Here is a 22,348-nt window from a genome sequence, read left to right on the forward strand (position 1 = left end):
TCATTTCCCCTTGAAGGGCCGGGCCTTTTCGGAGAGATTGCGGCCCGCAACAGGACCCTGGACCATGAACGCAGAGACCACCTCCAAAGCCGGCCGCCAGATCGCCTGGCCGACCGTGATCACCGTCATCTCGGCGGCGATCCTGATCGGTGCCGAAGTGTTCGGTGCGGCCTTCGCCGGCGGCTGGGCGCTCGCGATTCTGTTCGGGCTCGGCGATGGCGGCGCGCACATCGTTCAGGCCGTGCTGTTCGCGATCGGCGTGTTCGTGATGATCGGCTTCATCCGTGGCGCGCAGCGCATCGAGCCGTTCACCAAGCGCGCGTGAGTCACGCGAAAACACTGTCCTGCAAGGGTGAACGCGTTACGAAACTTTAAGCTCGCTTAACGTTCGTTCAGACATCTGCGCAGCATGTGTGTCGCGTAAGCACAGATTAGGGAAATCTTTCCCGGCGCCCAAAAATTCCTTGCGAACGAAATTCAAAACGCTTATTTCCGCTTCTGCCCAATTTCGCACGTGCCTGTGGTCGTGTGTCAGTCGGTAGGTATCCGGACAAGAGGCCGGACAGCCGCCAAGGGATGAGGAACCGAGGGGCCCTCGGATCGTTGCGATCAAGATCACCATGATCGAGATCGCCATGCTCCAGAGCCCAGCATCTCTCTCAAGAGATGCCGCTGAAGGTCACCCCATCTTTTGCAACCGTGACTGGCAGCCGGAGGCGAACCGGCGCACCCCGCTCTCAACGGGGGACGCGACTTAAAGCAACGACGGATCGGGCTTTTTTGGTCTCTACCGGCAGTCCAAAGCCGGCGCGGGCTACTGAAAAGGCTTGTCCTTCATTGCCAGGTGTGCGGGCGGGAAATTCCCAACCAATCCACGGCAGCACAATTCGGCTACGGGTTCGAGGTTTTGTCGCCTTTCCATCGGGCGGCAACGCCAAGGCACCCGTGTCGGGATCATTTTGAACGGGTCTCGTCGCTGGGACCGTTTGGAGGGTGCTATGACCGAACGTATCCGGGAATTCCTGCGCAACCGCCGCGAGGAAGGTCTGGACCACGAGCCCTGCCTCGTCGTCGACCTCGAGATCGTGCGCGACAACTACATGAGCTTCGCCAAGGCGCTGCCGGACAGCCGCGTGTTCTATGCGGTCAAGGCCAACCCGGCGCCGGAAGTGCTGTCGCTGCTCGCCTCGCTGGGCTCGTCGTTCGACACGGCGACCGTCGCCGAGATCGAGATGGCGCTGGCCGCCGGTGCGACGCCGGACCGCATCTCCTATGGCAACACGATCAAGAAGGAGCGGGACATCGCGCGCGCCTATGCGCTCGGCATCCGCCTGTTCGCGGTCGACTGCGCCGCCGAGGTCGAGAAGATCGCGCGCGCAGCGCCCGGCGCCAAGGTGTTCTGCCGCATCCTGTACGATTGCGCCGGCGCCGAGTGGCCGCTGTCGCGCAAGTTCGGCTGTGATCCGGAGATGGCGGTCGACGTGCTGGACCTGGCCAAGCGGCTCGGCCTGGAGCCGTGCGGCATCTCGTTCCATGTCGGCTCGCAGCAGCGCAAGGTGAAGGCGTGGGACCGCGCGCTGGCGATGGCCTCGACGGTGTTCCGCGACTGCGCCGAGCGCGGCATCAACCTGACCATGGTGAACATGGGCGGGGGCTTCCCGACCAAGTACCTGAAGGACGTGCCGCCGGTCGTGCAGTACGGCCGCTCGATCTTCCGTGCGCTGCGCAAGCATTTCGGCAACCAGATCCCGGAGACGATCATCGAGCCGGGCCGCGGCATGGTCGGCAATGCCGGGATCATCGAGTCGGAAGTGGTGCTGATCTCGAAGAAGAGCGACGAGGACGAGCTGCGCTGGGTCTATCTCGACATCGGCAAGTTCGGCGGTCTCGCCGAGACGATGGACGAGTCGATCCGCTACGCCATCCGCACCCCGCATGAGGGCGCGGAGATGACCCCGTGCGTGCTCGCCGGCCCGACCTGCGATTCGGCCGACGTGATGTACGAGAAGCTGCCGTATCCGCTGCCGGTGACGCTCTCGATCGGCGACAAGGTGCTGATCGAGGGGACCGGGGCCTATACGTCGACCTACGCGTCGGTGGCCTTCAACGGCATCCCCCCGCTGAAGACCTATCACATCTGATCCGGCTTGCTTCGCCACCCGCTTGCGGGTGAGACGACGCGAAGCTTCGGGTGGGGCTGCCCCCACCCCGACCCTCCCCCGCAAGCGGGGGAGGGAGCGATAGACCGTCACCTTCAACCTGACATCACGTGTTTGCGCGCGGGCGGTGGCTCGCGGCGCAGGCCGGGGACTGACGTGCCATGACCGCTTTTCGCTCCGTTACCACTGCGCCCCATCGGACTGCCGCTTCGTTCGCGATCCGCAGCGAACGAGCCTCCGACGTCGCGGCGCGCGAGACGCTGCTCGATGCCTGCTTTGGCGACAACCGCCATGAGCGCACCTGCCAGCGCCTGCGCGACGGACGCGCGCCCGCCGCGGGCCTCGCTTTGTCGGCGGTGCGCGGCGGCGCGCTGGTGGGAACGCTGCGGTTGTGGCACGTCAGCGCCGGCGGACGCGACGCCCTGATGCTCGGGCCGCTGGCGGTCGCGGCGGAGGCGCGCAGCCTCGGCGTCGGCGCTGCGCTGATGAATGCCGCGCTGATGATCGCGGCGTCGCGCGGCCATGGCGCGGTGATCCTGCTCGGCGATGCGCCCTACTACGCCCGCTTCGGCTTCTCGGTTGAGAAGACGGCCGAGCTGGAGCTGCCCGGCGCGTTCGAACGCGCGCGCCTGCTCGGCCTCGAGCTGGTCGACGGCGCGCTCGATGGCGCCGCAGGCCCGATCCTCGCAACTGGCGCCCGGGAGCGGAAGGCCCGCCGCAGCCGCAAGGAGCGGCTGGTATCATGCGCGGCGTAACCGCCCGCGACGGGCACGCACCGCGGCGGCGGACATTGCTGCCGACGCTCCTGCTGATCCTGCTCGGGATCATGATCGTCCGCGACATCGTGGCGCGGCGCTGGAGCAGCACGCCGCCCGCCGGACCTGACGTCACCCGCCTGCGTTAGGCATTTCGGCAACGGACGCCGCAGCAGCCCCTCAGGGGTTGCGCAGGTGCAGCAAAAGCTCTTTAACCCCCGAAAATCCCACCACGAGGTCCGCCATGTCCCGCCGTCTGATCTCTACCGGATCACCGTTCGAGAAGAGCTTCGGCTACAGCCGCGCCGTCGTCGATGGCGACTTCGCCTTCGTCGCCGGCACCACCGGCTACGACTACACCACCATGACGATGCCGGCCGATGTCACGAGCCAGTCACGCAACTGCTTCAAGACCATCGCCGCCGCCCTGCAGGAGGGCGGCTTCGAGATGGCCGATATCGTCCGCGCGACCTACTACCTCACCGACGTCAACGACGCGGATGCCCATTTCGCGGTCTGCGGCGACGTGCTCGGCGACATCCGTCCGGCAGCCACGATGGTGGTCGTCGCAGGCCTGCTCAAGCCCGAGATGAAGGTCGAGATCGAGGTCACGGCCAAGCGGCGCAGCACCTAAAAGCGGCGCAGCGTCTGAAGGCGGCGCGCCGCCTGAATCCATCCATCCCACGCACCTTTCGCGGAGAACCATTCATGAGCTCGCAGATCCACGCGAAGATCACCGGCCCCATCGTGATGATTGGCTTCGGCTCGATCGGCAAGGGCACCCTGCCCCTGATCGAACGCCATTTCGACTACGACAAGAGCCGCTTCGTCATCATCGATCCGCATGACGACGGCGCGCTGGCGAAGAAGCATGGCGTCCGCTTCATCCAGCAGGGCGTGACCCGCGACAACTACCGCGATCTGCTGGTGCCGCTGCTCACCGAAGGCGGCGGCCAGGGCTTCTGCGTCAACCTGTCGGTCGACACCTCCTCGGTCGACCTCATGACGATGTGCCGGGAGATCGGTGCGCTCTACATCGACACCGTCGTCGAGCCGTGGGCCGGCTTCTATTTCGACAAGCAGATGGGAGTCGAGCAGCGCTCCAACTACGCGCTGCGCGAGACGCTGCTCGCCGCCCGGCGCAAGAACCCGGGCGGCACCACCGCCGTCTCCACCTGCGGCGCCAATCCCGGCATGGTCTCCTGGTTCGTCAAGCAGGCGCTGCTCGACATCGCCAAGGACACCAAGACCGAGATCGTCGAGCCGAAGAGCCGCGAGGGCTGGGCGCAGCTGATGCAGAAACTCGGCGTCAAGGGCGTCCACATCGCCGAGCGTGACACCCAGCGCTCCAGGAATCCGAAGCCGATGGACGTGTTCGTCAACACCTGGTCGGTCGAGGGCTTCGTCTCGGAGGGCATGCAGCCGGCCGAGCTCGGCTGGGGCACGCACGAGACATGGATGCCGGAGAACGGCCGCCGCCACACCGAGGGCTGCGGCGCCGCGATCTATCTGCTGCAGCCGGGCGCCAACACCCGCGTGCGCTCGTGGTGTCCGACGCCGGGCGCGCAATACGGCTTCCTGGTGACCCACAACGAATCGATCTCGATCGCCGACTACTACACCGTGCGCGACGGCGACAAGGTCGTCTATCGCCCGACCTGCCACTACGCCTATCACCCGGCCAATGACGCCGTGCTGTCGCTGCACGAGATCTTCGGCGCCACCGGCAAGATGCAGGGGAAGTGGCACATCCTCGACGAGAACGAGATCGTCGACGGCATCGACGAGCTCGGCGTGCTGCTCTACGGCCACGGCAAGAACGCCTATTGGTACGGTTCGCAGCTCTCGATCGAGGAGACCCGCCGCATCGCGCCGTACCAGAACGCGACCGGCATGCAGGTGTCGTCAGCGGTGCTCGCCGGCATGGTGTGGGCGCTGGAAAACCCGACCGCCGGCATCGTCGAAGCCGACGAGATGGACTTCCGCCGCTGCCTGGAGATCCAGTCGCCCTATCTCGGCCCGGTCAAGGGCTACTACACCGACTGGACGCCGCTGAACGATCGCCCGGGCCTGTTCCCCGAGGATATCGACACGTCGGATCCCTGGCAGTTCCGCAACATCCTGGTGCGGTAAACCTCCACTGTCGTCCCGGGCAAGCCACGACGGCAACGCCGTCGTGGCGCCGACCCGGGACCCATACTCCCCGGCGGGTATGAGACGGGAGATGGAGCTAACAGCCTGCCTCGAACGACGTCCTGGGGTTATGGGTCCCGGCGTTCGCCGGGACGACAGCGGAATTTGTGGCCGCGTTTGGGCCTCTCCAGCTACTTCCGCTCCATGGTCGGCGCGATCTTCTCGGCCGGGGCTGGCGGCAGCGCTGGCTTGGCGCCTTCCTTCTGAGCTTCGACATCGGGCCGCGCGGGCTCTGGCGCCGGCGTGGTCGGGCGGGTGCCGCCGGGCTTGGACTCGGCCGGTGTCGCGGACGGCTCAGGCGAGGCTGAGGGCACAGCCTGCGCGATCTGGTCGAGATGATTGGCCTTGATCTCGGTCAGCGAGACGACGGCCACGAGCACACCCAGGACGAACAGGCCCGCTGCCAGCAGCATGTCCCGGCGCAACGTCTGTTTGCTATTGATCGAGGCCATGGCTTGTCATCCGCATCCTGTGATGTGCGGAACAACAATCCGAAGGCCGCGAGGTTCCCGATGGGGCCTGCGCCCCAGTGGCCCATCAGAGCCGCAGCAGTCCCGCCTCGCCGCTCTCGTCTGAGAACGCGAGCCACGTTCCCGCAGCATTCCAGCCCAGCGCCACGATCGGCGGCGTCTCATTCCGCCGCACCAAGATCTCGGCGCCGTCCTGCATCCGCACCATCAGCACGGTGCCGTCCTCGTAGCCGCAGGCCAGGATGTCCTGCCTGGGATGGCAAGCGACAGCGGTGACCTTGGCCTTCATCGGCGCCAGCATCGCCGGCTCCTTGCCCATCGGGCCGTCCTTGCCGACGAACGGCCAGAGGATGACCATGTCGGCACCCGAGGTCGCCAGGAAACGGCCGCCGCTGCCCCAGGACATCGACTTCACCCGCGAGGGGTAGCCGGTCATCCGCATGTGCCTGGAGTCAGCTAGGCGCCAGCCGTGCAGCGCCGGCTCGTGCATCGCGGTGACCAGGAACTTGTTGTCCGGGCTGAAAGTGACGGCGTGATGCGAGCCGGCCCAGCCGAGGAATTCCGGCTCGCCCGCCATGTTGGGAAACCACAAGGTCGCGCCGTTGTAATGCGCGATCGCGAGCCGGAGGCCCTTCGGCGCAAACGCAAGTCCGCCCGCGGTCGACGGCACCTCGAGCGACTTCTCCTCGCCCTTGGGCTGACGCACGAACGCGGTCTTGCCGACCGACCAGGCGATCGCACCGTCCGGATGAAGCGCGACGTTGTCGATCCAGCGCCGCTTCGGATCGGTCACGAGCACACTGACGCTGCCCGCCTTGTCGAGCGAGGAAACCTTGCCGTCATCGCCGCCGATCACGATCCGCGATCCGTCCGACACCGCCGACAGGATGCCGCCGCCGGTGACATCCACCTTGCTGATCTCGCCGTCGCCGTCGACGACAGCGACGCTCTCCTCGGTGCCGACGAAGGCGGCACGATCGCCGAGATAGTGCACGGCCGTGACGGCCATGCCGAGCGAGACCGGCTTCACCTTGTCGGTGACGGACACGATCGATGCGGCCTCGCCGCTCTGGTCGAACGACGTCATCAGGTCACGATGCAGCGTTCGAAACCTTCGCGGATAGCGTCTTCCGGCAGCTCGCGGCCGATGAAGACGACGCGGCTCTGGCGCGCCTCGTCGGGCTTCCACTTCCGCTGGTGATCGCCTTCGAGCATCATGTGCACGCCCTGGAAGACGTAGCGGTCGTCATCGTCCTGAAACGACAGGATGCCCTTGGAGCGCAGGATCTTGCCGCCCTCGGTCTGCACCAGGTTCTGCAGCCACGGCATGAACTTCGACGGATCGAGCGGCTTGTCGGACCGCAGCGACAGCGACTGCATCTCCTCGTCGTGATAGTGCTTCAGGCCGTGATCGTGATGATGATGGTGATCATGGCCGTGGTCGTGATCATGGTGGTGATGATCGTGATCGTCGCCCGCTTCGAGGAATTGCGGCTCGATCTCCAGAATGCGGTCGAGATCGAACGCGCCGCGCTCCAGCACGTCCGAGATCGCGATCTGGCAGCGCTCGGTGCGATGCAGCTTTGCGTAGGGGTTGATGGCGCGGATGCGCGCCTCGACCTCGGCGAGCTCCGGCTTGGTGACGAGATCGGTCTTGTTGAGCACGATCACGTCGGCAAACGCGATCTGGTTCTTCGCCTCCGGCGCATCCTTGAGCCGGTCCGACAGCCACTTCGCGTCGGCCACCGTCACGACCGCGTCGAGCCGCGCGTTCTTCTGCACGTCCTCGTCGACGAAGAAGGTCTGCGCCACCGGCGCCGGATCGGCCAGCCCGGTGGTCTCGACGATGATGGCGTCGAACTTGCCCTTGCGCCGCATCAGGCCGGAGATGATGCGCACGAGATCGCCGCGCACGGTGCAGCAGATGCAGCCGTTGTTCATCTCGAACACTTCCTCATCGGCGCCGACGATGAGGTCGTTGTCGATGCCGATCTCGCCGAATTCGTTGACGATGACGGCGTATTTCTTGCCGTGGTCTTCCGAGAGGATGCGGTTCAGAAGCGTGGTCTTGCCGGCCCCGAGATAGCCGGTCAGGACCGTCACTGGTGTCTTGCTCGCGTCGGACATGCTCACTCCGAAAACCTCAGATCGCGTCGAAAATGGCTCAAAAGCGCACCGCCGCGAGGGCTCGAAAACCCTAACGGACCAGCGCGCTCGTCAGGGCCCTTATATTGTGCCTGACCATGGCAATGTAAGTGGGAACGGGGCCCTTTTCATCGCTCAGGGCGTCGGAATACAGCGTCCCGCCAATCTTCGCGCCGGTCTCGGCGGCGATCCGGCCGACCAGCCGGTCGTCGTTGAAATTCTCCAGGAAGACGGCCGGAATCCCCGCTTTTTTCACTTGGCGGATGATCTCGGCGACGTCGCGGGCCGACGGCTCGGTCTCGGTGGAGACGCCGAGCGGGGCGATGAAGGCGACGCCATAGGCATCGGCGAAATAACCGAAGGCGTCATGGGTCGAGATCACCTTGCGCCGCTCGGCCGGGATCTTGTCGATCTCGGCGCGGACCTCGCGGTCGAGTGCATCGAGCTCGCCGAGATAGCGCTCCGCATTGGCCTTGAAGACTTCCGCGTCTGCGGGGTCGGCCGCGACCAGCGCATCGCGGATGTTCTTCACATAGGCCTTGGCGTTGCCGACCGACTGCCAGGCGTGCGGATCAGCATCCGAGCCGCGCTTGCGCGGGGTGATGCCCCGGGTGGCGACGACGATCGGCGCCTTGCTGCCGGAGGCCTGCTGCAGCCGCGGCAGCCAGCCCTCCAGCCCGAGGCCGTTGACGATCAGGAGCTGCGCGGCGCCGACATCCTTCGCATCATGCGGCGTCGGCGTGTAGACGTGCACGTCGCTGTCCGGCCCGACCAGCGAGGCGACATTGACCTTGTCACCGCCGACCTGGCGGACGAAATCGGCGAGGATCGAGAAGCTGGTGACGACGTTCAGCCGGGTCTCGGCCGATGCGGGGACGATCAGAACAAGGCCGAAGAGCAGGCTCAGCGCGGACAGCAGGCGTTTCATGGGCATCGACTTCAAGCTTCGAGATGGCGCCCCGGAAACAGTTGCGGAAGCACGCCGCCGACGCGTCCGAACAGTACCGAGCCGAGATAGAGCAAGGACGCGACCAGGATGATCGCAGGCCCTGAGGGAATGCGGGTCTGGAACGACAGCACCAGACCGACATAGCCGGAGACGATCGCAGAGGCGACCGCGATGCAGATCATCGGCGTGACGTCGCGCGACCAGAACCGGGCGATCCCCGCCGGCAGGATCATCAGGCCGACCGCGAGCAAGGTGCCCAGCGCCTGGAATCCATTGACCAGATTGACCACGATCAGGCCGAGGAAGATCAGATGCGCCGGCGCACCGGCGCGGCTCACGGTGCGCAGGAACAAGGGATCGACGCTCTCCACCACCAGCGGGCGGTAGATCACGGCGAGCACGACGAGCGTGATGGTGGCGTTGGTCGCGACCATCAGCAAAGTCGGGTCGTCCATCGCTAGGATGTTGCCGAACAGCACGTGCAAGAGATCGACGTTGGTGCCCTTGACCGAGACGATGGTGACGCCGATCGCGAGTGACGCCAGATAGAAGGTCGCGAGCGACGCGTCCTCCTTCAGCCCGGTCGAGCGCGACACGAGGCCCGATAGCAGCGCCACGGCGAAGCCGGCGATCAGGCCGCCGGTCGTCATCGCGAACAAATTGAGCCCCGATAGCAGGAAACCGATCGCCGCGCCGGGAAGAATCGCATGTGCCATGGCGTCGCCGACCAGGCTCATGCGCCTGAGCATCAGGAAGACGCCGATCGGCCCGGAGCCGAGCGACAGCGCGATGACCGCGGCGAGCGCGCGGCGCATGAACTCGAAATCCGAGAACGGAGCGAACAGCACCTCGCGCAGCATCATGCCGCCTTGGAGGCTTGCGCGGGCACGCAGGGCGCGGCGGCATCGTCGAACGCCTCGCACATCCGACGCGCCTGTGACAGGTTATCGGCGGTCAGCACCTCCGCCGTCGGTCCCCAGGCCACGGCCTCGCGCGCCAGCAGCAGGGTCTGCGGGAAATGCGCGCGCACCATCTCCATGTCGTGCAGCGCCGCCAGCACGGTGCGCCGCTCGCCATGCCAGTGCTCGATCAGTTGCAACAGGTCGGCCGAGGTCTTCGTGTCCATCGCATTGAACGGCTCGTCGAGCACGATCACGCGGGCATCCTGCAGCAGCACGCGCGCGAACAGCATGCGCTGCATCTGGCCGCCCGACAACGTGCCGATTCCGCGGCCCTCGAATCCGGTGAGGCCGACGGCCGCGATCGCCTGCGCGATCTTCTCGCGCGCGGCCGCGCCGATGCCGCCGAACATGCCGGTGCTGCGCCACAGTCCGGTGCTGACGAAATCGAACACCGAGATCGGGAAGGAGCGGTCGATATCGGCGATCTGCGGCAGATAAGCGATTTCGCGCGGCTTCAGGCCGGCCGCGGCGATGGTGCCGGCGAGCGGCTTCAACAGGCCGACGATGCCGCGGAACAGGGTCGACTTGCCGGCGCCGTTGGGGCCGACCACGGCGAGCAGCGCGCCCGTCGCGACCTCACCGGTGAGGTGATGCACGGCGGGGTGGCGGTCGTAGCCCAGAGTCACGTCGCGGAATTGCAGCTGGACCATGGCCGTCATCACCGCATCGCCAGCCAGACGATCAGCCAGAGCACCGCGCTCGCCGCCAGCGCCGCGCCGAGCCGGGTGGTCACCGGCATGCGCAGGATCGACCACGGCGCCGGCTGCGCCGGATGCGGCGCCGCGGGACCGTGGCTGTGGGCATGGCTGTGGCCATGCCCGTGGGCATGGGAATGGCCGTGGCTATGGAGGGCAGGCTGCGTCATTTCGTCATGATGTTACATTATAACATCACCCCTGTCCACCGGCCGGCTGGGCGGTGTTTCTGAGGCCGAAGGTCATCGCCTCATCCGTCATTGCGAGCGCAGCGCGCTGCGCTCGCAATGACGGATGAGAGATCGTGCCTCGCCCTGTCCGCCGATCCGTCAGCTCAGATACCGCATCAGAGCGAGGCCGCCGAACAGGCCGGCGATGGAGATGCCGACCGAGCCGAGCACATACAGTGCGGCCAGCCCAAGCGCGCCGCGCTCATAGAGCAGCGCGGTGTCGAGCGAGAACGCCGAGAACGTGGTGTAGCCGCCGAGGATGCCGGTCATCAGGAACAGCCGCCAATGCTGGGTCGCTTCGCCCTTGAAGGCGAGGTAGCCGGCGATCAGGCCCATCACGGTGGAGCCAGTAATATTGATGATGAAGGTGCCGTACGGGAAGTCCGTCCCGAATGCCCTGGCGCTGGCCATGTTGATCGCGTGCCGTAGCGAGGCGCCGCAGCCGCCGCCGAAGAAGACGAGAAAAAATCCGACCAGCTGATTCACGGGACCTTACCTGCAGACCGCATCGAGAGAAGGGATGCCCTGCCCTCGTCGCGAATGGAGCAAAACTTTTGCCGCAAGGGCGCCACTCTTGCAAGGAGAGCCCTCGTCAAAAGCCCTTGCCATGAAAAAGGGCGGCGAGCCGAAGCCGCCGCCCGCACCTCGCATGCCAGGAATCAGATCGCCTTGCCGTAGAGTTCGTCGACGTAATCCCAGTTGATCAGGCTGTCGACGAACGCCTTCAGATAGTCGGGACGACGGTTGCGATAGTCGATGTAGTAGGAGTGTTCCCAGACGTCGCAGCCGAGGATCGGGGTCGCGCCGTGCACCAGCGGGTTCTCGCCGTTCGGCGTCTTGGAGATTTCGAGCTTGCCGTTCTTGACCGAGAGCCAGCACCAGCCCGAGCCGAACTGGCCGACGCCGGCGGCCGCGAAGTCGGCCTTGAATTTCTCGAAGCCGCCGAGATCCTCGTCGATCTTCTTCTCGAGCCGGCCAGGCAGCTTGGAGCCGCCGCCGTTCGGCTTCATCCACGACCAGAAATGGATGTGGTTGAAGTGCTGGCCGGCATTGTTGAACACCGCGGGGTTCTTGCCGAACGAGCCCTTGACGATCTCCTCGAGGGACTTGCCTTCGAATTCGGTCCCCTTGATCGCATTGTTGCCGTTGGTCACATAGGCCTGATGATGCTTGTCGTGATGGTACTCGAGCGTCTCCTTGGACATGTAGGGTCCGAGGGCTTCATAGGCGTAAGGCAGGGGGGGAAGCGTAAAGGTCATGGGGGCGGTTCCGCAACTTGTGGAAGACGGGATTTAACGGGACCTTCTTATAGAAGGTTCCGACACCGTAAAACACCGTGAATTTGGAAAAAGCGAGCCGCTTTGATGAGCATCGAGATCGACGTATTGAATGGTGACGCCGCCTGGCCGCAGGTCAAGCCGCTTTACGACGCGGTTTGGCCGCCGGAGGTGGTCGCCGGATTACCGTGGGCAGGTATCACATTTGCGCATGCCGACCTGCGGGTGCTGGTGCAGGACGAGAGCGGCGAGGTGCTCAGCCATGTCGGCATCTATCGCCGACTCGTGAAATGGAACGGTCAGAACGTCAATGTCGGCGGCATCGGCGGCGTTTTGACGCGCGCCGACATGCGCAACCGCGGTCTCGCCACGGTGGGACTGAACGCGGCGATCCAGACCCTGCGGCACGAGGACTCGATCAACTACGCCGTCCTGTTCTGCGCGGCGGATCGCATCCCCTTCTATACGGCACGCGGCTTCATTCCGTTCGACGGCGACGTCTACGCCGAGCAGCCCGAGCAGGGCCGCATCCGCTTCGACACGCTGTCTGCGCTCGTCCACGACGTCAAGCGCACCGCGCCGACGCGCGGCACCATCGACCTCTGCGGTCTGCCGTGGTGAGGCCGCTCTCCCCTGTCGTCCCGGACAAGCGCGCGGCACGCGCGCGCAGATCCGGGACCATACCCGCAGGGAGATATTTGAGGCACGCTGGTCATTGGCGCTTTGCCCATGATGTCCGCTGCGGAGTATGGGTCCCGGCTCAAGGCCGGGACGACAGCGGGAGCACATGGCAGTCTTCCGAAAAAAATAATCATCTTGCGTTTTTTAAGAAATCATGATTGTATCCCGGCATCCCGCCTCACCGCAGAGGGGCGTTGCGCGCGATCGTCACGACACGCGAGGTGGGGATGCGATGGCCGCGTTGCTGCCGCAGCATGCTTATCGGCGTGCGGACGAACGGCAGCTTGCGGACGTGAAGTCGCAGCGTCCTGATACCCCGATGCTGGTATCAACCTGGCGCAATGCGAGCGCATGGCGCTAGGGATGGTGGCCAACAAGCCCGGCGCACCAGGGAGACTGCGTATAAGCGTGAAGACCGTCGCGCAGGGAATGCCGGTTGAATCGGCTTTGCCTGTGGTACCTGCCGCCTGCATTTTTTTCGCAGGCGGGCCATGGGTGAGGCCTTCACCCGGCATTCCCTGCGCCCTCTGCATTTTTGCAAGGGCCACGATGATCGCAGACCTCGGGCGTGAAGGGCCGCGAGACTGCAAAGCTATGTCCATCGCTGTTTGAACCGTGAAACCGCCTCACCCGCCGTCGTCGTCCCGGACAAGCCGTGACGCGCGCCAGCGCAGCATGGCGCCGATCCGGGACCCATACGCCGCGGCGGACGTGAGATGCGAAAAGCCAATGGCCGGCGTGCCTCAAACCGCTCCCTGGGGGTATGGGTCCCGGCTCAAGGGCCGGGACGACAGCGGAGTTTGTTGCGGCAGTCAAAACCATTTCCCGGCACATGCCATGAGACAATCGAACAACGGATTGAGACGGCCCGTCGGCAATGCACCTGATCGTGATGATCATGCCTTGGACAACCGCACCTCGACGATTGCAACTGCGCCGTTTGCTGTTATGGAAACGCGGCTTCAACGGGGGGTAAGATGATTTGGAAATTGCGTTTGGCTGGTCTTGCGCTGGCGACCGTCGTGATGGCGCAGCCCGCTTTGGCCGCCGATGATCCGACCGGCACCTGGCTGACCCAGGCGGGCGACGCCAGGATCAAGGTCGCCAAATGCGGCGCCAATCTCTGCGGCACCGTCGTGTGGCTGAAGGAGCCGATGGACACCGACACCGGCAAGCCGGCCGTCGACAACAAGAATCCGAATCGCTCGCTGGCCAACCGCCCGATCATCGGGCTGCAACTGTTCGAAGGCGTTCACCCGGAGGGGCCGAACAAATGGTCCGGCAAGATCTACAACGCCGATGACGGCCAGAGCTACACCAGCCACATCTCCGTTTCCGGCCCGGATACGCTGAAGGTGGAAGGCTGCGTCGGATCGCTGTGCGGCGGCGAGACTTGGACCCGCTCACGCTGATCCGCGCTCAGGCGACCGCGGCCTTCAACGCGGTCGCAGCCGACGCGTAGCCGCCTCGTGCGCCGTCGATGAAGTGGACGTGATCGGGCCGGATCGCGGACGGCGTGAAGCAGGTCATCATCGCGGCATCCTGCCGATGCAGCCCGTAGCGGACGATGCCGCGCGAGGCCGCCGCGCCGAGCCGGCGCTCCAGCTCCTGCGCGAGCTCGTCGGTGCAGTCGAGGATCATGCGCAGCGCATCGTCATATTTGCGGAAGTCGGAATTCTCGACCACCTGCTGCTTGTAGAGATCCGGCACGAAGCCGCCAATGCTGATGTTGAACCGCATCACGGCATAGACGAACAACGTACGTCCGAGCACGCGGGCCCAGCGCGAAAACAGCGGTCCGCGCGCGGCGCGGACCTCGTAGCCAAATCCCTGCGGCGGCCATCGCAACGCCGGCGCGCCGGCTGGCACCGGCCGCCCGGCATCGGGGCTGCGCTCGGTGAGCGTGATGATCTCCTCGATCACCTTGCGATAGGCCTGCGCATCCGCGCCCGGGGCCGGCAGCACCAGCACCGACAGAATGACCCCACGCGCCGCCGGAATCTCCTCGAAGCGGCACGAGAGTCCGGACAGATCGGGCTGCGCACCGGACGGCGCCGGGGGAATCGCGAACTCGCCCCGCTTCATCGCAGCTTCGGCCCAGCCCAATCCGCCGCCTGCGAACATCGCGTAGGACAGATTGGCCGATGGACCGTAGCGCGCCACGCGGACGTCGAGCCCCTGCGCGCGGATGGCGCTCACCGGCACCAGCGCGACGCGCATCGCGAGAGCGAGATCCTCCCTGACCCAGGTCGCGGTGGCGGCAAGGGCCTCGCGCGCGGCCGCTTCGTCATCCGGGCTGACGGCGAAGCTGGCGCCGTCACCGCCGAACACGAACGGGAATTCGCGCCCCTCCAAGGCATTGGTGACTGCGGCGATGACCGCCGCCCCGGCCATGTTGACCGCCTTGTAGCGCTTGTCGGCGATCGCCTTGGTCGACTCGACGATGTCGGCCGTGCCGATCAGCCAATCATCCGGCACCGGCTGGTAGAGCTGCGGCTCCATCAGGCGCGCAAAGCCGCGAAACACCGGAATCGAGGCATAGTAGTCCGCAGTGCTGGTCTTCGACATCGAGAGGCATCCGTCCGGGGTGCGCGTCCAATGAGGAGCTACGTTCATTCCTGTCAAGCGGGTTCACGCAACGATATTCGGCAGCGGACGTGTCGCCAGACGGATTGCGCCGCGTTATCGTTCCATCGGCAATGACGTGCTAGCCTTTCGCCATCATGGCCGACACCTCACCCGTTCCACAACTCGCCGCCCGCGCGCTCCAGATCGCGGACCGCATCAATACCGCCGGCTTCGAAGGCCAGGTGCTGTCGGCGACGCCGCTGGCGGTCCGCATCGGCGAGACGGGAGTCGCCGTGGTCTTCCGCTACGGCGTCGTCGTCTTCATCGGCCTGTCGGTGGCCGAGGAGATCAACTTCCTCGACCGGCTGAGCGCGCGGCTGTTCGGCCCGATCGCGCCGCACGAGGAAGAGACGGCGAAGGTCCAGGTCGCGCGCGAATCCGACGAGCCGATCCCGGTCGGCGGCCCGGTCCTGGTCAAGGAATTGTCGCTGGAGCGACTGCTCATCGTCGCCGATGCGCTGGCGAAAAGCGTCGTGCTCGGCCGCAGCGAGCGCGAGATCGCCAACGTGTTCGACACCATCGAGCCGTTCGCGCGCGAGCTGGCGATGCTGGGGCGAACCTCGAAGAGCCGGGTGGCGATGCTCAAGCTGCTCGGCGAGGCGCTGCTGGTGCAGCACCGGGTCTCCGGCCGCGTGGCGGTCGGTGAGAAGCCGGACGTATTGTGGGACCGGCCCGATCTGGAGCGGCTCTATGCGCGGCTCGAGGACGAGTATGAGCTGAAGGAGCGGGAGGAAACCCTCAACCGCAAGCTCGCGGTGATCGCCGAGACGGCGACCACGCTCGCCGACATCATCGACACCAAGCGCTCGCTGCGGCTCGAGGTCATCGTCGTCATCCTGATCGCCTGCGAGATCGTGCTCGGCTTCTACGAGATCTTCGCCCGCGGCGGGCACTGACGATGGAGCTGCCGCACGCCCGACGACTGACGGCGCTGCATTCAGCGATGGTTCAGGCGCGGCATGGAACTTTCGCATGGGCGCGATGAGCGATGCGGGGGATGTCGAACCATGACGTGGGTGGGGAGCTTGCGACGACCGCCGGCGGCCGGCAGCCACGAGGTGTGGCGAGCGCCCCGCCGCCGGTGCGGCGATGCTAGTCGGCCAATGCCGTCACACCAGCGCTCTGACGTTCCAGGTCGCATGACGGACCCCGGCGAGCTTCGCCAGCTCGGACACGACGCGGTCGAGATCGACCGTATCGACCGCGAGCGGCACCAGCGTCGCGACGATCTCGACGATGTCCTCCGACCGATAGACGACCTCGGTCTCCCGCACCGGGTATTTGGCCGCCTCCAGCCGCTCGTCGAGCGCCTCGCGCAGCTCGGCGGCGCGCAGCCCGTCGGTGGTCAGGACGATCTCGTAGTGCGCCTCCGACGTCTGCGCATTGAGCGGGATGCGATCGATCGCGTTGACCAGCGGCCGCAGCAGCGTGTTGCCGGCCAGCACGAACACGGTCAGCGCCACCGATTGCGCGATCAGGTCGGCGCCTGCGCAGGCGCCGACCGCGGCGGACGCCCACAGCGTCGCGGCGGTGTTGAGCCCGCGGACGTTCATGCCCTCCTTCATGATCGTGCCGGCGCCGAGGAAGCCGATCCCCGACACCACATAGGCGATGATCCGCACCGCGCCGTCGGCGCCGGTGAGGCGGTTGCCGAGGTCGACGAAGGCGGCCGCGCCGACGGCCACCAGCACGTTGGTGCGCAGGCCGGCGCTGCGCTGCCGGTATTGCCGCTCGGCGCCGATCAGCGTCCCCAGCACGAAAGCCGTGAACAGGCTGACGAGCGTGTCGAGGAAATCATAGACCTGGAAGGTGTGGAGGAATCGCATGGGCTTGCCGACTGTCTGCGGTATTGTGCTCCGTGGCCCGCCTGGCGGCAGCGACACGCGTGGCATCCGGCGGCGGAACCGCCGCGAGAAGCCGCTTTCTTAGGACGTCCTTGATCGAAATCAAATCCCAGTCCCTCCCGCATATTTTAGGCTAATATGATCAACAGGCAGATGACGTCCGGCAAACACATGACGCCATTCTCCGACGTCCGCAGGGATCACAGCCCGGCCGTCCGGCTGGGGCATGATGCGGTGAGTGCGGTGAAGCTGTCCCAGGAGCTCACCGCCGAGATCGACGCCTGGGCGGAGGCCCACCAGATGACACGCTCCGACGCCATCGGCCAATTGCTCACGATCGGCCTGCATGCATCGCGGCCGGCAGCAACAGGGCAGCTCACGTCGCGGGATCCCCTCGCCATCGAGCAGAATGCGATCCGGCTGATCGATCGGATGCTCGACCCGAACCTGGCGGCCGACGAGCGCCAGCGGCGGATTCGCCGCCTGATCGAAGGTCCTGCGGAATTTGCCAACGAGCGGATCGACCTGCCGCGGCATCCGGGCTGACGCGAACGGCTCAGGCGGCCGAGCGCGCCACCACGGCCTCGTAGATGTCGTCCTCCTGCGCCGTGTGCATGCGCACCAGCGTCTCGATCGCCTCGATCACCCGTTGCGCATCGCGGATCAGATAGCGGTCCACATGCTCGGACGGCAGATCCTCGACCAGCCGGCCGAGCAGCCGCGCCAGATGCAGGATCTCGCGATGCGCCCGGCTCATCGCCGACAGGCCATGGCTCTCCTGCAGGAGCCGCGCGAGCTTCGGATAGACCGAGCCTTCGTCGTCGCGCTCATGCGCCACGACCTTGTCCTGCACCAGGCCGTTCGCCTCCATGATCAGCGCGACGGCGCCGTCGGGCGAAGCCTCGTCGAGCGCATCGACGATCGAGCGCAGGCGGTCGAGGCCGCGCAGCAGCGCCTGGTGATCATGCCTGAGCCCGCGGCCGTCTTCGGCCGTGATCCGGCCGGCCTTGCTCCGGCCAGCCGGGAACAAAGCGCGGAGCGCGTTCAGGATGACGGCGACGTCGATGGCCTCCTGGGCCAGGGCGGCAGGCACCGGCTGCAGCAGGCCGAAGGCGGCGGCCCCCATCGCGACAAACGACAGGCCCATGCCGACGAAGATGCTCTCCAGGGCGATGCGCCGGGCGCGCTGCGCGATCACGATCGCCTCGCCCACCCGATCGAGCCGATCGGCGAGAATGACCACGTCGGCGGCTTCCGACGAGGCGCTGGCGCCGCGGGCGCCGAGCGCGATGCCGACATCGGCGGAGGCCAGCGCAGGGGCATCGTTGATGCCGTCGCCGACCATGATCGTGGGATGCAGCCGTTGCTCGGTCTTGACCGCCTCCACCTTGTCGGAGGGGACACGGTCCGCCAGCACGGCGTCGAGGTCGAGCGCCGCGCCGATCGCCTGCGCGGCCGCGGCGCGGTCCCCGGTCACCATGACCATGCGCACGATGCCGGCCTCGCGCAGCCAGCGGATCGCCCGCGGCGTATCCGCACGCAGCTCGTCGGCCAGCAGCAGCGCCCCGATCGGGCGCCCCTCGACGGCGACGAAGACGATCAGGGCCGAACGCCACGACGCCCGGCGGATCGCGCGCGCCGCCCAAGCCGGCGGCGTGCGGCTGCCGAGCACGAGGTCGCGCGAGCCGGCCATCACAGGGCGGCCATCGATCAGCCCTTCGAGGCCTGAGCCCATGGTCTCCCTGACCTGTTCGGGCACCTTCAGCTTCAGCCCGCGGGCCTGGCCGGCCTGAACGATCGCGTGCGCCACCACGTGGTGCGAGGCCTGCTCGAGCGATGCGCAGAGCAGCAGCACCGCATCGGCGTCCTCGCCCGGTGCCGCGTCGACCGAGAGCAGCCGCGCGCCGCCGACGGTCAGCGTGCCCGTCTTGTCGAACAGCACGGTATGGGCACGCGCGAGCGCCTCCAGCTTGCCGCCGCCCTTGACCAGGATGCCGCTGCGCGCGGCCTGCGCGACCCCCGCGATGAAGGCCACGGGTGCGGCGAGGATCAACGGGCAGGGCGTCGCGGCGACCAGCACCGCGAGGCTCCGGATGAGATCGCCCGAGGCGAACCAGGCGGCCGCCGCAATGGCGAGGCTGACGGGCAGAAAGATCAGGGCATAGCGGTCGGCAAGCCGCACGAACGGCGCCTTCGCGGTCTGGGCCGTCGTCACCAGCTTGACGATGCCGGCATAGGTGCTTTCGCCCGCGGTGGCCGTGACCACCATTTCGAACGTGTCGCCGGCGTTCACCGATCCCGAAAGGATCGCCATCCCGCGCGTCTTCGTCACCGGGATCGGCTCACCCGTGAGCGCCGACTCGTCGACGACGGCGATCGTCGCTTCGACCATGCCATCGACCGGGATGATTTCGCCGGCGCGGACCATCAGGCGATCACCGACCGCGACGCTGGCGATCGGAACGTTGTCGATGTCGTCGCCACGGCGGCGATGCGCCTCGCGCGGCGCGCGATCGACCAGCGCGCGCAGATCGTGCTCAGCGCGGGCGACGGCAATGTCTTCCAGCACGTTGCCGCCAGCATACATCAGCGCCACGACAGCGCCGGCCAGCGGCTCGCCGAGGATGATCGCCGCGCTCATCGACACCAGCGCAATCGCGTCGACGCCGATGCGGCCGGCCAGGAAATCGCGGACGATCGAGACGATCAGCCCGAGGATAACAGGAACGGTCGAGGCCGTGAACGCGATCCCGGCAAGATCGGGGCGACCGACCACATGCGCGAGCCCGCCCGCGGCGAGGCCCGCGATTGCGATTGCGACGAGGCTCCACCGCAGAATGCGCTCGAACATGGATACCGGTTCCGGATTGCGCCGGCACTATCGCTGCTGCCGCCCGTCGGACGCTTGAGCGAAATCAACGGCAAGAGCGACCGATCGCCGCAAATGGCCTCAGGCGGTATTGCCTGCGTCGACCGTCAGCACGGTGCCGGTGACATTGCGCCCGCCGTCGCCGAGCAGGAATTCAACCATCGCGGCCACGTCATCGGTTTCCGGCAGCCGCCGCAACGCGCTCCGGCCGGCGATGCGCCGCTGTTGCTCCTCGTCCATGCTCTGCGTCAGCTCGGTGGCGATGAAGCCCGGCGCGATCGCGTTCACGGTGATGCCGACCTTGCCGACCTCGCGCGCCAGCGAGCGCGTGAAGCCGTTGGCGGCCGCCTTGGTCGCGCCGTAGACGGACAGGCCATTGTAGCCGGTAGAGGCGATGATCGAGGAGATGTTGATCACCCGCCCCTCGCCCGCGGCCATCATGTGGCGAACGACGTATTTCGTCAGGATCATCGGCGCCAGCACGTTGAGCCGCACCAGCGCCTCGATCTCCGAATTGTGCATGGTCGCAAGCAGGCCTTCGGTACCGAGACCGGCATTGTTGACGAGACCATAGAGCGGACCGAACTCGTCGCGCACCGACTTCACGAAGGCCGGAAGCTCGTCAACGACGCTGAGGTCGCAGGCGCGGAAATGAATGCCAGCGCTGCTGGCGCTGAACTCGGCCATCGCGGCGCGCAGTTCGTCGCTCTCCCGGCGGGCCACCGCGATGACGTCATAGCCCGCTCCCGCGAGCCTGCGCGCGATGGCGAGCCCGATGCCACGGCTGCCGCCGGTGACGAGAACATTATGCATCGGCGCGCGCCAGCTTGCCGGCCGGTGTGACGTCGAGCGCTGGCACGACGCGGATCATCGCCGGCACCTTGTGAGCCGCGAGACGCGCGCGACACGCGGCGAGGATCTCGTTGCGAACCGTCTCACTCCGCGCCGGATCGGCATCCGCCGTCAGCACGACCTCGGCCACGACGATGCCGCCGGTGATCGGGCTGCGTCGCGACTTGACGCGCGACATCCGCACCTCGGGATGGCCATTGATCACGGCTTCGATCTCTTCGGGATGGACCTTGAGCCCGCCGACATTGATGATGCCGTTGCGGCGCCCGACGAAGTAGTAGCGATCGCCGCGCAGCTCGACCATGTCGCCGGTGTCGACATAGCCGTCCGTATCGGTCAGGGCAGCCGCAGCGCGTCCGACATAGGCGTGCGCCGCGCGCCTGGAGCGGATGCGCAGCGAGCCGTCGACGACCTTCATGTCGACGGCACCGCGGCCCTCGCCGAGCAGCGTCGCAGGAAAACCCTCCAGCCCATCATTGACCGCGAAGCCGACGCCGGCCTCCGTCGAGGCGTAGGCATGACCGATCGAAGCGTCGGGAAATGCCTGCTTCAATCCGTCGAGCACGGCCTGGTCGGCGATCTCGCCGGAGAGACGCACATAGCGCGGCGCAAAGCCTTCCACTGACCCACTCATCAGCAGCTTGCGCCAATGCGACGGCGTTCCGGACATGTGAGTGACGCCGCGCGCGTTGAGACGCGCGATGTGGTCCGTGAGCCCCTCGCCCGGATCCGACAGCACCATCGAGCCGCCGCCGACGATGGCACGCAGGAAGATCTGCAGGCCGCCATAGCGGCGAATGTCGTAGAAGGTCGCCCACACCGGCATCGCTTCGCCAGGACCCGGACGGTCGCCGATGATCGCGCCGCACAGGCCCTCGAGCGTATGCCCGACAATCTTCGGCACGCCCGATGTGCCTGATGTCAGCATCAGCCATTCGGTGGCGCGCACCGTCTGCACCACCTCGACAGAAGGTTGCGGCAGGGCAACCTCGATCACGAGATCCACGCCGCAGGCGTCGAAACGCTGGACCTCATCGGTCACGATGACGTCGATGTCCGCATCGGCGACGATGCTGGCGAGATGCTCGCCCTTGAGATCCGGCGGACACAACAGCAGGCGCAGCGCGACGCCGTCGATCTCGATCAGCGCGAGGCCGGCGAGCAACTGGCCGGAGGTCGCCAGCAGCACCGAACGTCCGTTGAGCTCTTTGGTGCGGCCGCCGAGGCAGCTTCCACGCGAGAGCTCGGCGAGCGATAGGACGTGACGCGGATCGGAGATCGTCCGCTCGGTCAGCGCGGTCCCGAGATGGTCGCGAAGAGCGAAGATCTCACGCGGGGACATTCTCATAGGCCCCGATGAAGTCGCCTATCGTGTTGGGGAACGTCACGTCCTCGGACAGTGTGAATGGATCGACGCCGAGATCGTCCTCGAGACGGGCGACCAGGATGGCAAAAGCGAGCGAGTCGAAGCCGGTCTCGTGCAACGTCAGCTCGTCGGTCAGCGGCGGCAGCTTGACCTTCTGCTCGTCCGCAATCTGCTTGATCGCTGCAATGATTCTTAACCGTACCGACATGGGCCAATCCGCTCACTGTTCAAACGATGAAACCGACCATAGGACGAGAAGGTGAAGGAAGCCGG

25 protein-coding genes are annotated in these 22,348 nt (G+C 66.4%); 10 read left to right on the top strand and 15 right to left on the bottom strand.

Features of this window, described 5'->3' with window-relative positions; genetic code table 11:
- The first annotated feature begins 64 nt into the window (after positions 1 to 64).
- The 6 genes from QX051_RS22700 to QX051_RS22725 all read left to right on the top strand — a co-directional run bounded on the left by QX051_RS22700 (position 65) and on the right by QX051_RS22725 (position 5,047).
- Positions 65 to 325, top strand: coding sequence for a hypothetical protein (locus tag QX051_RS22700; protein WP_315777662.1), 261 nt, complete (start codon positions 65 to 67; stop codon positions 323 to 325).
- 673 nt (positions 326 to 998) lie between these two features.
- A complete protein-coding gene (locus tag QX051_RS22705) occupies positions 999 to 2,141 on the top strand; it encodes a type III PLP-dependent enzyme (protein ID WP_315777663.1) in 1,143 nt (380 codons plus the stop codon).
- Between the two features lie 179 nt (positions 2,142 to 2,320).
- Entirely contained in the window at positions 2,321 to 2,914 is a 594-nt protein-coding gene (locus QX051_RS22710) for an N-acetyltransferase (RefSeq protein ID WP_315777664.1), read from the top strand.
- Entirely contained in the window at positions 2,902 to 3,063 is a 162-nt protein-coding gene (locus tag QX051_RS22715; protein WP_315736449.1) for a hypothetical protein, read from the top strand. The genes QX051_RS22710 and QX051_RS22715 overlap by 13 nt, the downstream gene beginning before the upstream one ends.
- Before the next feature lie 95 nt (positions 3,064 to 3,158).
- Positions 3,159 to 3,548, top strand: a complete 390-nt coding sequence (locus QX051_RS22720) for a RidA family protein (RefSeq protein WP_315772379.1) — start codon at positions 3,159 to 3,161, stop codon at positions 3,546 to 3,548.
- Between the two features lie 74 nt (positions 3,549 to 3,622).
- The gene (locus QX051_RS22725; protein WP_315736447.1) at positions 3,623 to 5,047 is read left to right on the top strand and encodes a homospermidine synthase; all 1,425 of its coding nucleotides are present in this window, start codon (positions 3,623 to 3,625) and stop codon (positions 5,045 to 5,047) included.
- Positions 5,048 to 5,238: 191 nt separating this feature from the next.
- Here QX051_RS22725 and QX051_RS22730 read toward each other — a convergent pair whose 3' ends face one another.
- The 9 genes from QX051_RS22730 to QX051_RS22770 all read right to left on the bottom strand — a co-directional run bounded on the left by QX051_RS22730 (position 5,239) and on the right by QX051_RS22770 (position 11,817).
- Positions 5,239 to 5,559: a hypothetical protein gene (locus QX051_RS22730; protein ID WP_315777665.1), complete on the bottom strand. Its 321-nt coding sequence runs from the start codon at positions 5,557 to 5,559 to the stop codon at positions 5,239 to 5,241.
- A gap of 85 nt (positions 5,560 to 5,644) precedes the next feature.
- On the bottom strand, positions 5,645 to 6,664 hold the full coding sequence (locus QX051_RS22735) for a WD40 repeat domain-containing protein (protein ID WP_315777666.1): 1,020 nt from the start codon (positions 6,662 to 6,664) through the stop codon (positions 5,645 to 5,647).
- Positions 6,664 to 7,704 carry a CobW family GTP-binding protein gene (locus QX051_RS22740; RefSeq protein WP_409997649.1) on the bottom strand — a complete coding sequence of 347 codons (1,041 nt, stop codon included), beginning with the start codon at positions 7,702 to 7,704 and terminating at the stop codon, positions 6,664 to 6,666. The genes QX051_RS22735 and QX051_RS22740 overlap by 1 nt, the downstream gene beginning before the upstream one ends.
- A 70-nt stretch (positions 7,705 to 7,774) precedes the next feature.
- Complete coding sequence (locus QX051_RS22745; RefSeq protein WP_315777667.1) at positions 7,775 to 8,650, bottom strand: metal ABC transporter substrate-binding protein; 876 nt, start codon at positions 8,648 to 8,650, stop codon at positions 7,775 to 7,777.
- 11 nt (positions 8,651 to 8,661) lie between these two features.
- Positions 8,662 to 9,534, bottom strand: coding sequence for a metal ABC transporter permease (locus QX051_RS22750; RefSeq protein ID WP_409998128.1), 873 nt, complete (start codon positions 9,532 to 9,534; stop codon positions 8,662 to 8,664).
- Complete coding sequence (locus tag QX051_RS22755; protein WP_315777668.1) at positions 9,531 to 10,292, bottom strand: ABC transporter ATP-binding protein; 762 nt, start codon at positions 10,290 to 10,292, stop codon at positions 9,531 to 9,533. The genes QX051_RS22750 and QX051_RS22755 overlap by 4 nt, the downstream gene beginning before the upstream one ends.
- Positions 10,292 to 10,498, bottom strand: coding sequence for a hypothetical protein (locus QX051_RS22760; protein ID WP_315759471.1), 207 nt, complete (start codon positions 10,496 to 10,498; stop codon positions 10,292 to 10,294). Before QX051_RS22760 ends, QX051_RS22755 begins: the two co-directional genes overlap by 1 nt.
- A 159-nt stretch (positions 10,499 to 10,657) precedes the next feature.
- On the bottom strand, positions 10,658 to 11,044 hold the full coding sequence (gene crcB / locus QX051_RS22765) for a fluoride efflux transporter CrcB (RefSeq protein ID WP_315777669.1): 387 nt from the start codon (positions 11,042 to 11,044) through the stop codon (positions 10,658 to 10,660).
- A 173-nt stretch (positions 11,045 to 11,217) separates the two neighbouring features.
- On the bottom strand, positions 11,218 to 11,817 hold the full coding sequence (locus tag QX051_RS22770) for a superoxide dismutase (RefSeq protein ID WP_015669496.1): 600 nt from the start codon (positions 11,815 to 11,817) through the stop codon (positions 11,218 to 11,220).
- Between the two features lie 105 nt (positions 11,818 to 11,922).
- Here QX051_RS22770 and QX051_RS22775 point away from each other — a divergent pair, with 105 nt between their 5' ends.
- A complete protein-coding gene (locus tag QX051_RS22775) occupies positions 11,923 to 12,456 on the top strand; it encodes a GNAT family N-acetyltransferase (protein WP_315777670.1) in 534 nt (177 codons plus the stop codon).
- A gap of 1,037 nt (positions 12,457 to 13,493) precedes the next feature.
- Positions 13,494 to 13,928: a DUF2147 domain-containing protein gene (locus QX051_RS22780; protein ID WP_315736438.1), complete on the top strand. Its 435-nt coding sequence runs from the start codon at positions 13,494 to 13,496 to the stop codon at positions 13,926 to 13,928.
- 7 nt (positions 13,929 to 13,935) lie between these two features.
- On the opposite strand, the gene QX051_RS22785 is transcribed toward QX051_RS22780, so the two are convergent.
- Positions 13,936 to 15,084 (bottom strand): DUF3095 domain-containing protein, encoded by a 1,149-nt coding sequence (locus QX051_RS22785; RefSeq protein ID WP_315777671.1) that lies wholly within the window; start codon positions 15,082 to 15,084, stop codon positions 13,936 to 13,938.
- A 155-nt stretch (positions 15,085 to 15,239) separates the two neighbouring features.
- Between QX051_RS22785 and QX051_RS22790 the strand changes: the two genes are divergently transcribed.
- Complete coding sequence (locus tag QX051_RS22790) at positions 15,240 to 16,040, top strand: RMD1 family protein (RefSeq protein ID WP_315777672.1); 801 nt, start codon at positions 15,240 to 15,242, stop codon at positions 16,038 to 16,040.
- A 213-nt stretch (positions 16,041 to 16,253) separates the two neighbouring features.
- Here QX051_RS22790 and QX051_RS22795 read toward each other — a convergent pair whose 3' ends face one another.
- Positions 16,254 to 16,970, bottom strand: coding sequence for an MgtC/SapB family protein (locus QX051_RS22795; protein WP_315736435.1), 717 nt, complete (start codon positions 16,968 to 16,970; stop codon positions 16,254 to 16,256).
- Positions 16,971 to 17,126: 156 nt separating this feature from the next.
- Between QX051_RS22795 and QX051_RS22800 the strand changes: the two genes are divergently transcribed.
- Positions 17,127 to 17,534 carry a hypothetical protein gene (locus QX051_RS22800; RefSeq protein WP_315777673.1) on the top strand — a complete coding sequence of 136 codons (408 nt, stop codon included), beginning with the start codon at positions 17,127 to 17,129 and terminating at the stop codon, positions 17,532 to 17,534.
- Positions 17,535 to 17,544: 10 nt separating this feature from the next.
- Here QX051_RS22800 and QX051_RS22805 read toward each other — a convergent pair whose 3' ends face one another.
- The 4 genes from QX051_RS22805 to QX051_RS22820 all read right to left on the bottom strand — a co-directional run bounded on the left by QX051_RS22805 (position 17,545) and on the right by QX051_RS22820 (position 22,283).
- Positions 17,545 to 19,839, bottom strand: coding sequence for a heavy metal translocating P-type ATPase (locus QX051_RS22805; RefSeq protein ID WP_315777674.1), 2,295 nt, complete (start codon positions 19,837 to 19,839; stop codon positions 17,545 to 17,547).
- Positions 19,840 to 19,938: 99 nt separating this feature from the next.
- On the bottom strand, positions 19,939 to 20,670 hold the full coding sequence (locus QX051_RS22810) for an SDR family NAD(P)-dependent oxidoreductase (RefSeq protein ID WP_315777675.1): 732 nt from the start codon (positions 20,668 to 20,670) through the stop codon (positions 19,939 to 19,941).
- The gene (locus tag QX051_RS22815; protein WP_315777676.1) at positions 20,663 to 22,051 is read right to left on the bottom strand and encodes an AMP-binding protein; all 1,389 of its coding nucleotides are present in this window, start codon (positions 22,049 to 22,051) and stop codon (positions 20,663 to 20,665) included. Before QX051_RS22815 ends, QX051_RS22810 begins: the two co-directional genes overlap by 8 nt.
- On the bottom strand, positions 22,038 to 22,283 hold the full coding sequence (locus QX051_RS22820) for an acyl carrier protein (protein WP_315716519.1): 246 nt from the start codon (positions 22,281 to 22,283) through the stop codon (positions 22,038 to 22,040). The genes QX051_RS22815 and QX051_RS22820 overlap by 14 nt, the downstream gene beginning before the upstream one ends.
- Between the last annotated feature and the right edge of the window lie 65 nt (positions 22,284 to 22,348).

Origin of the sequence: Bradyrhizobium sp. SZCCHNR1053, from assembly GCF_032381235.1 — a bacterium.
Taxonomy (GTDB): domain Bacteria; phylum Pseudomonadota; class Alphaproteobacteria; order Rhizobiales; family Xanthobacteraceae; genus Bradyrhizobium.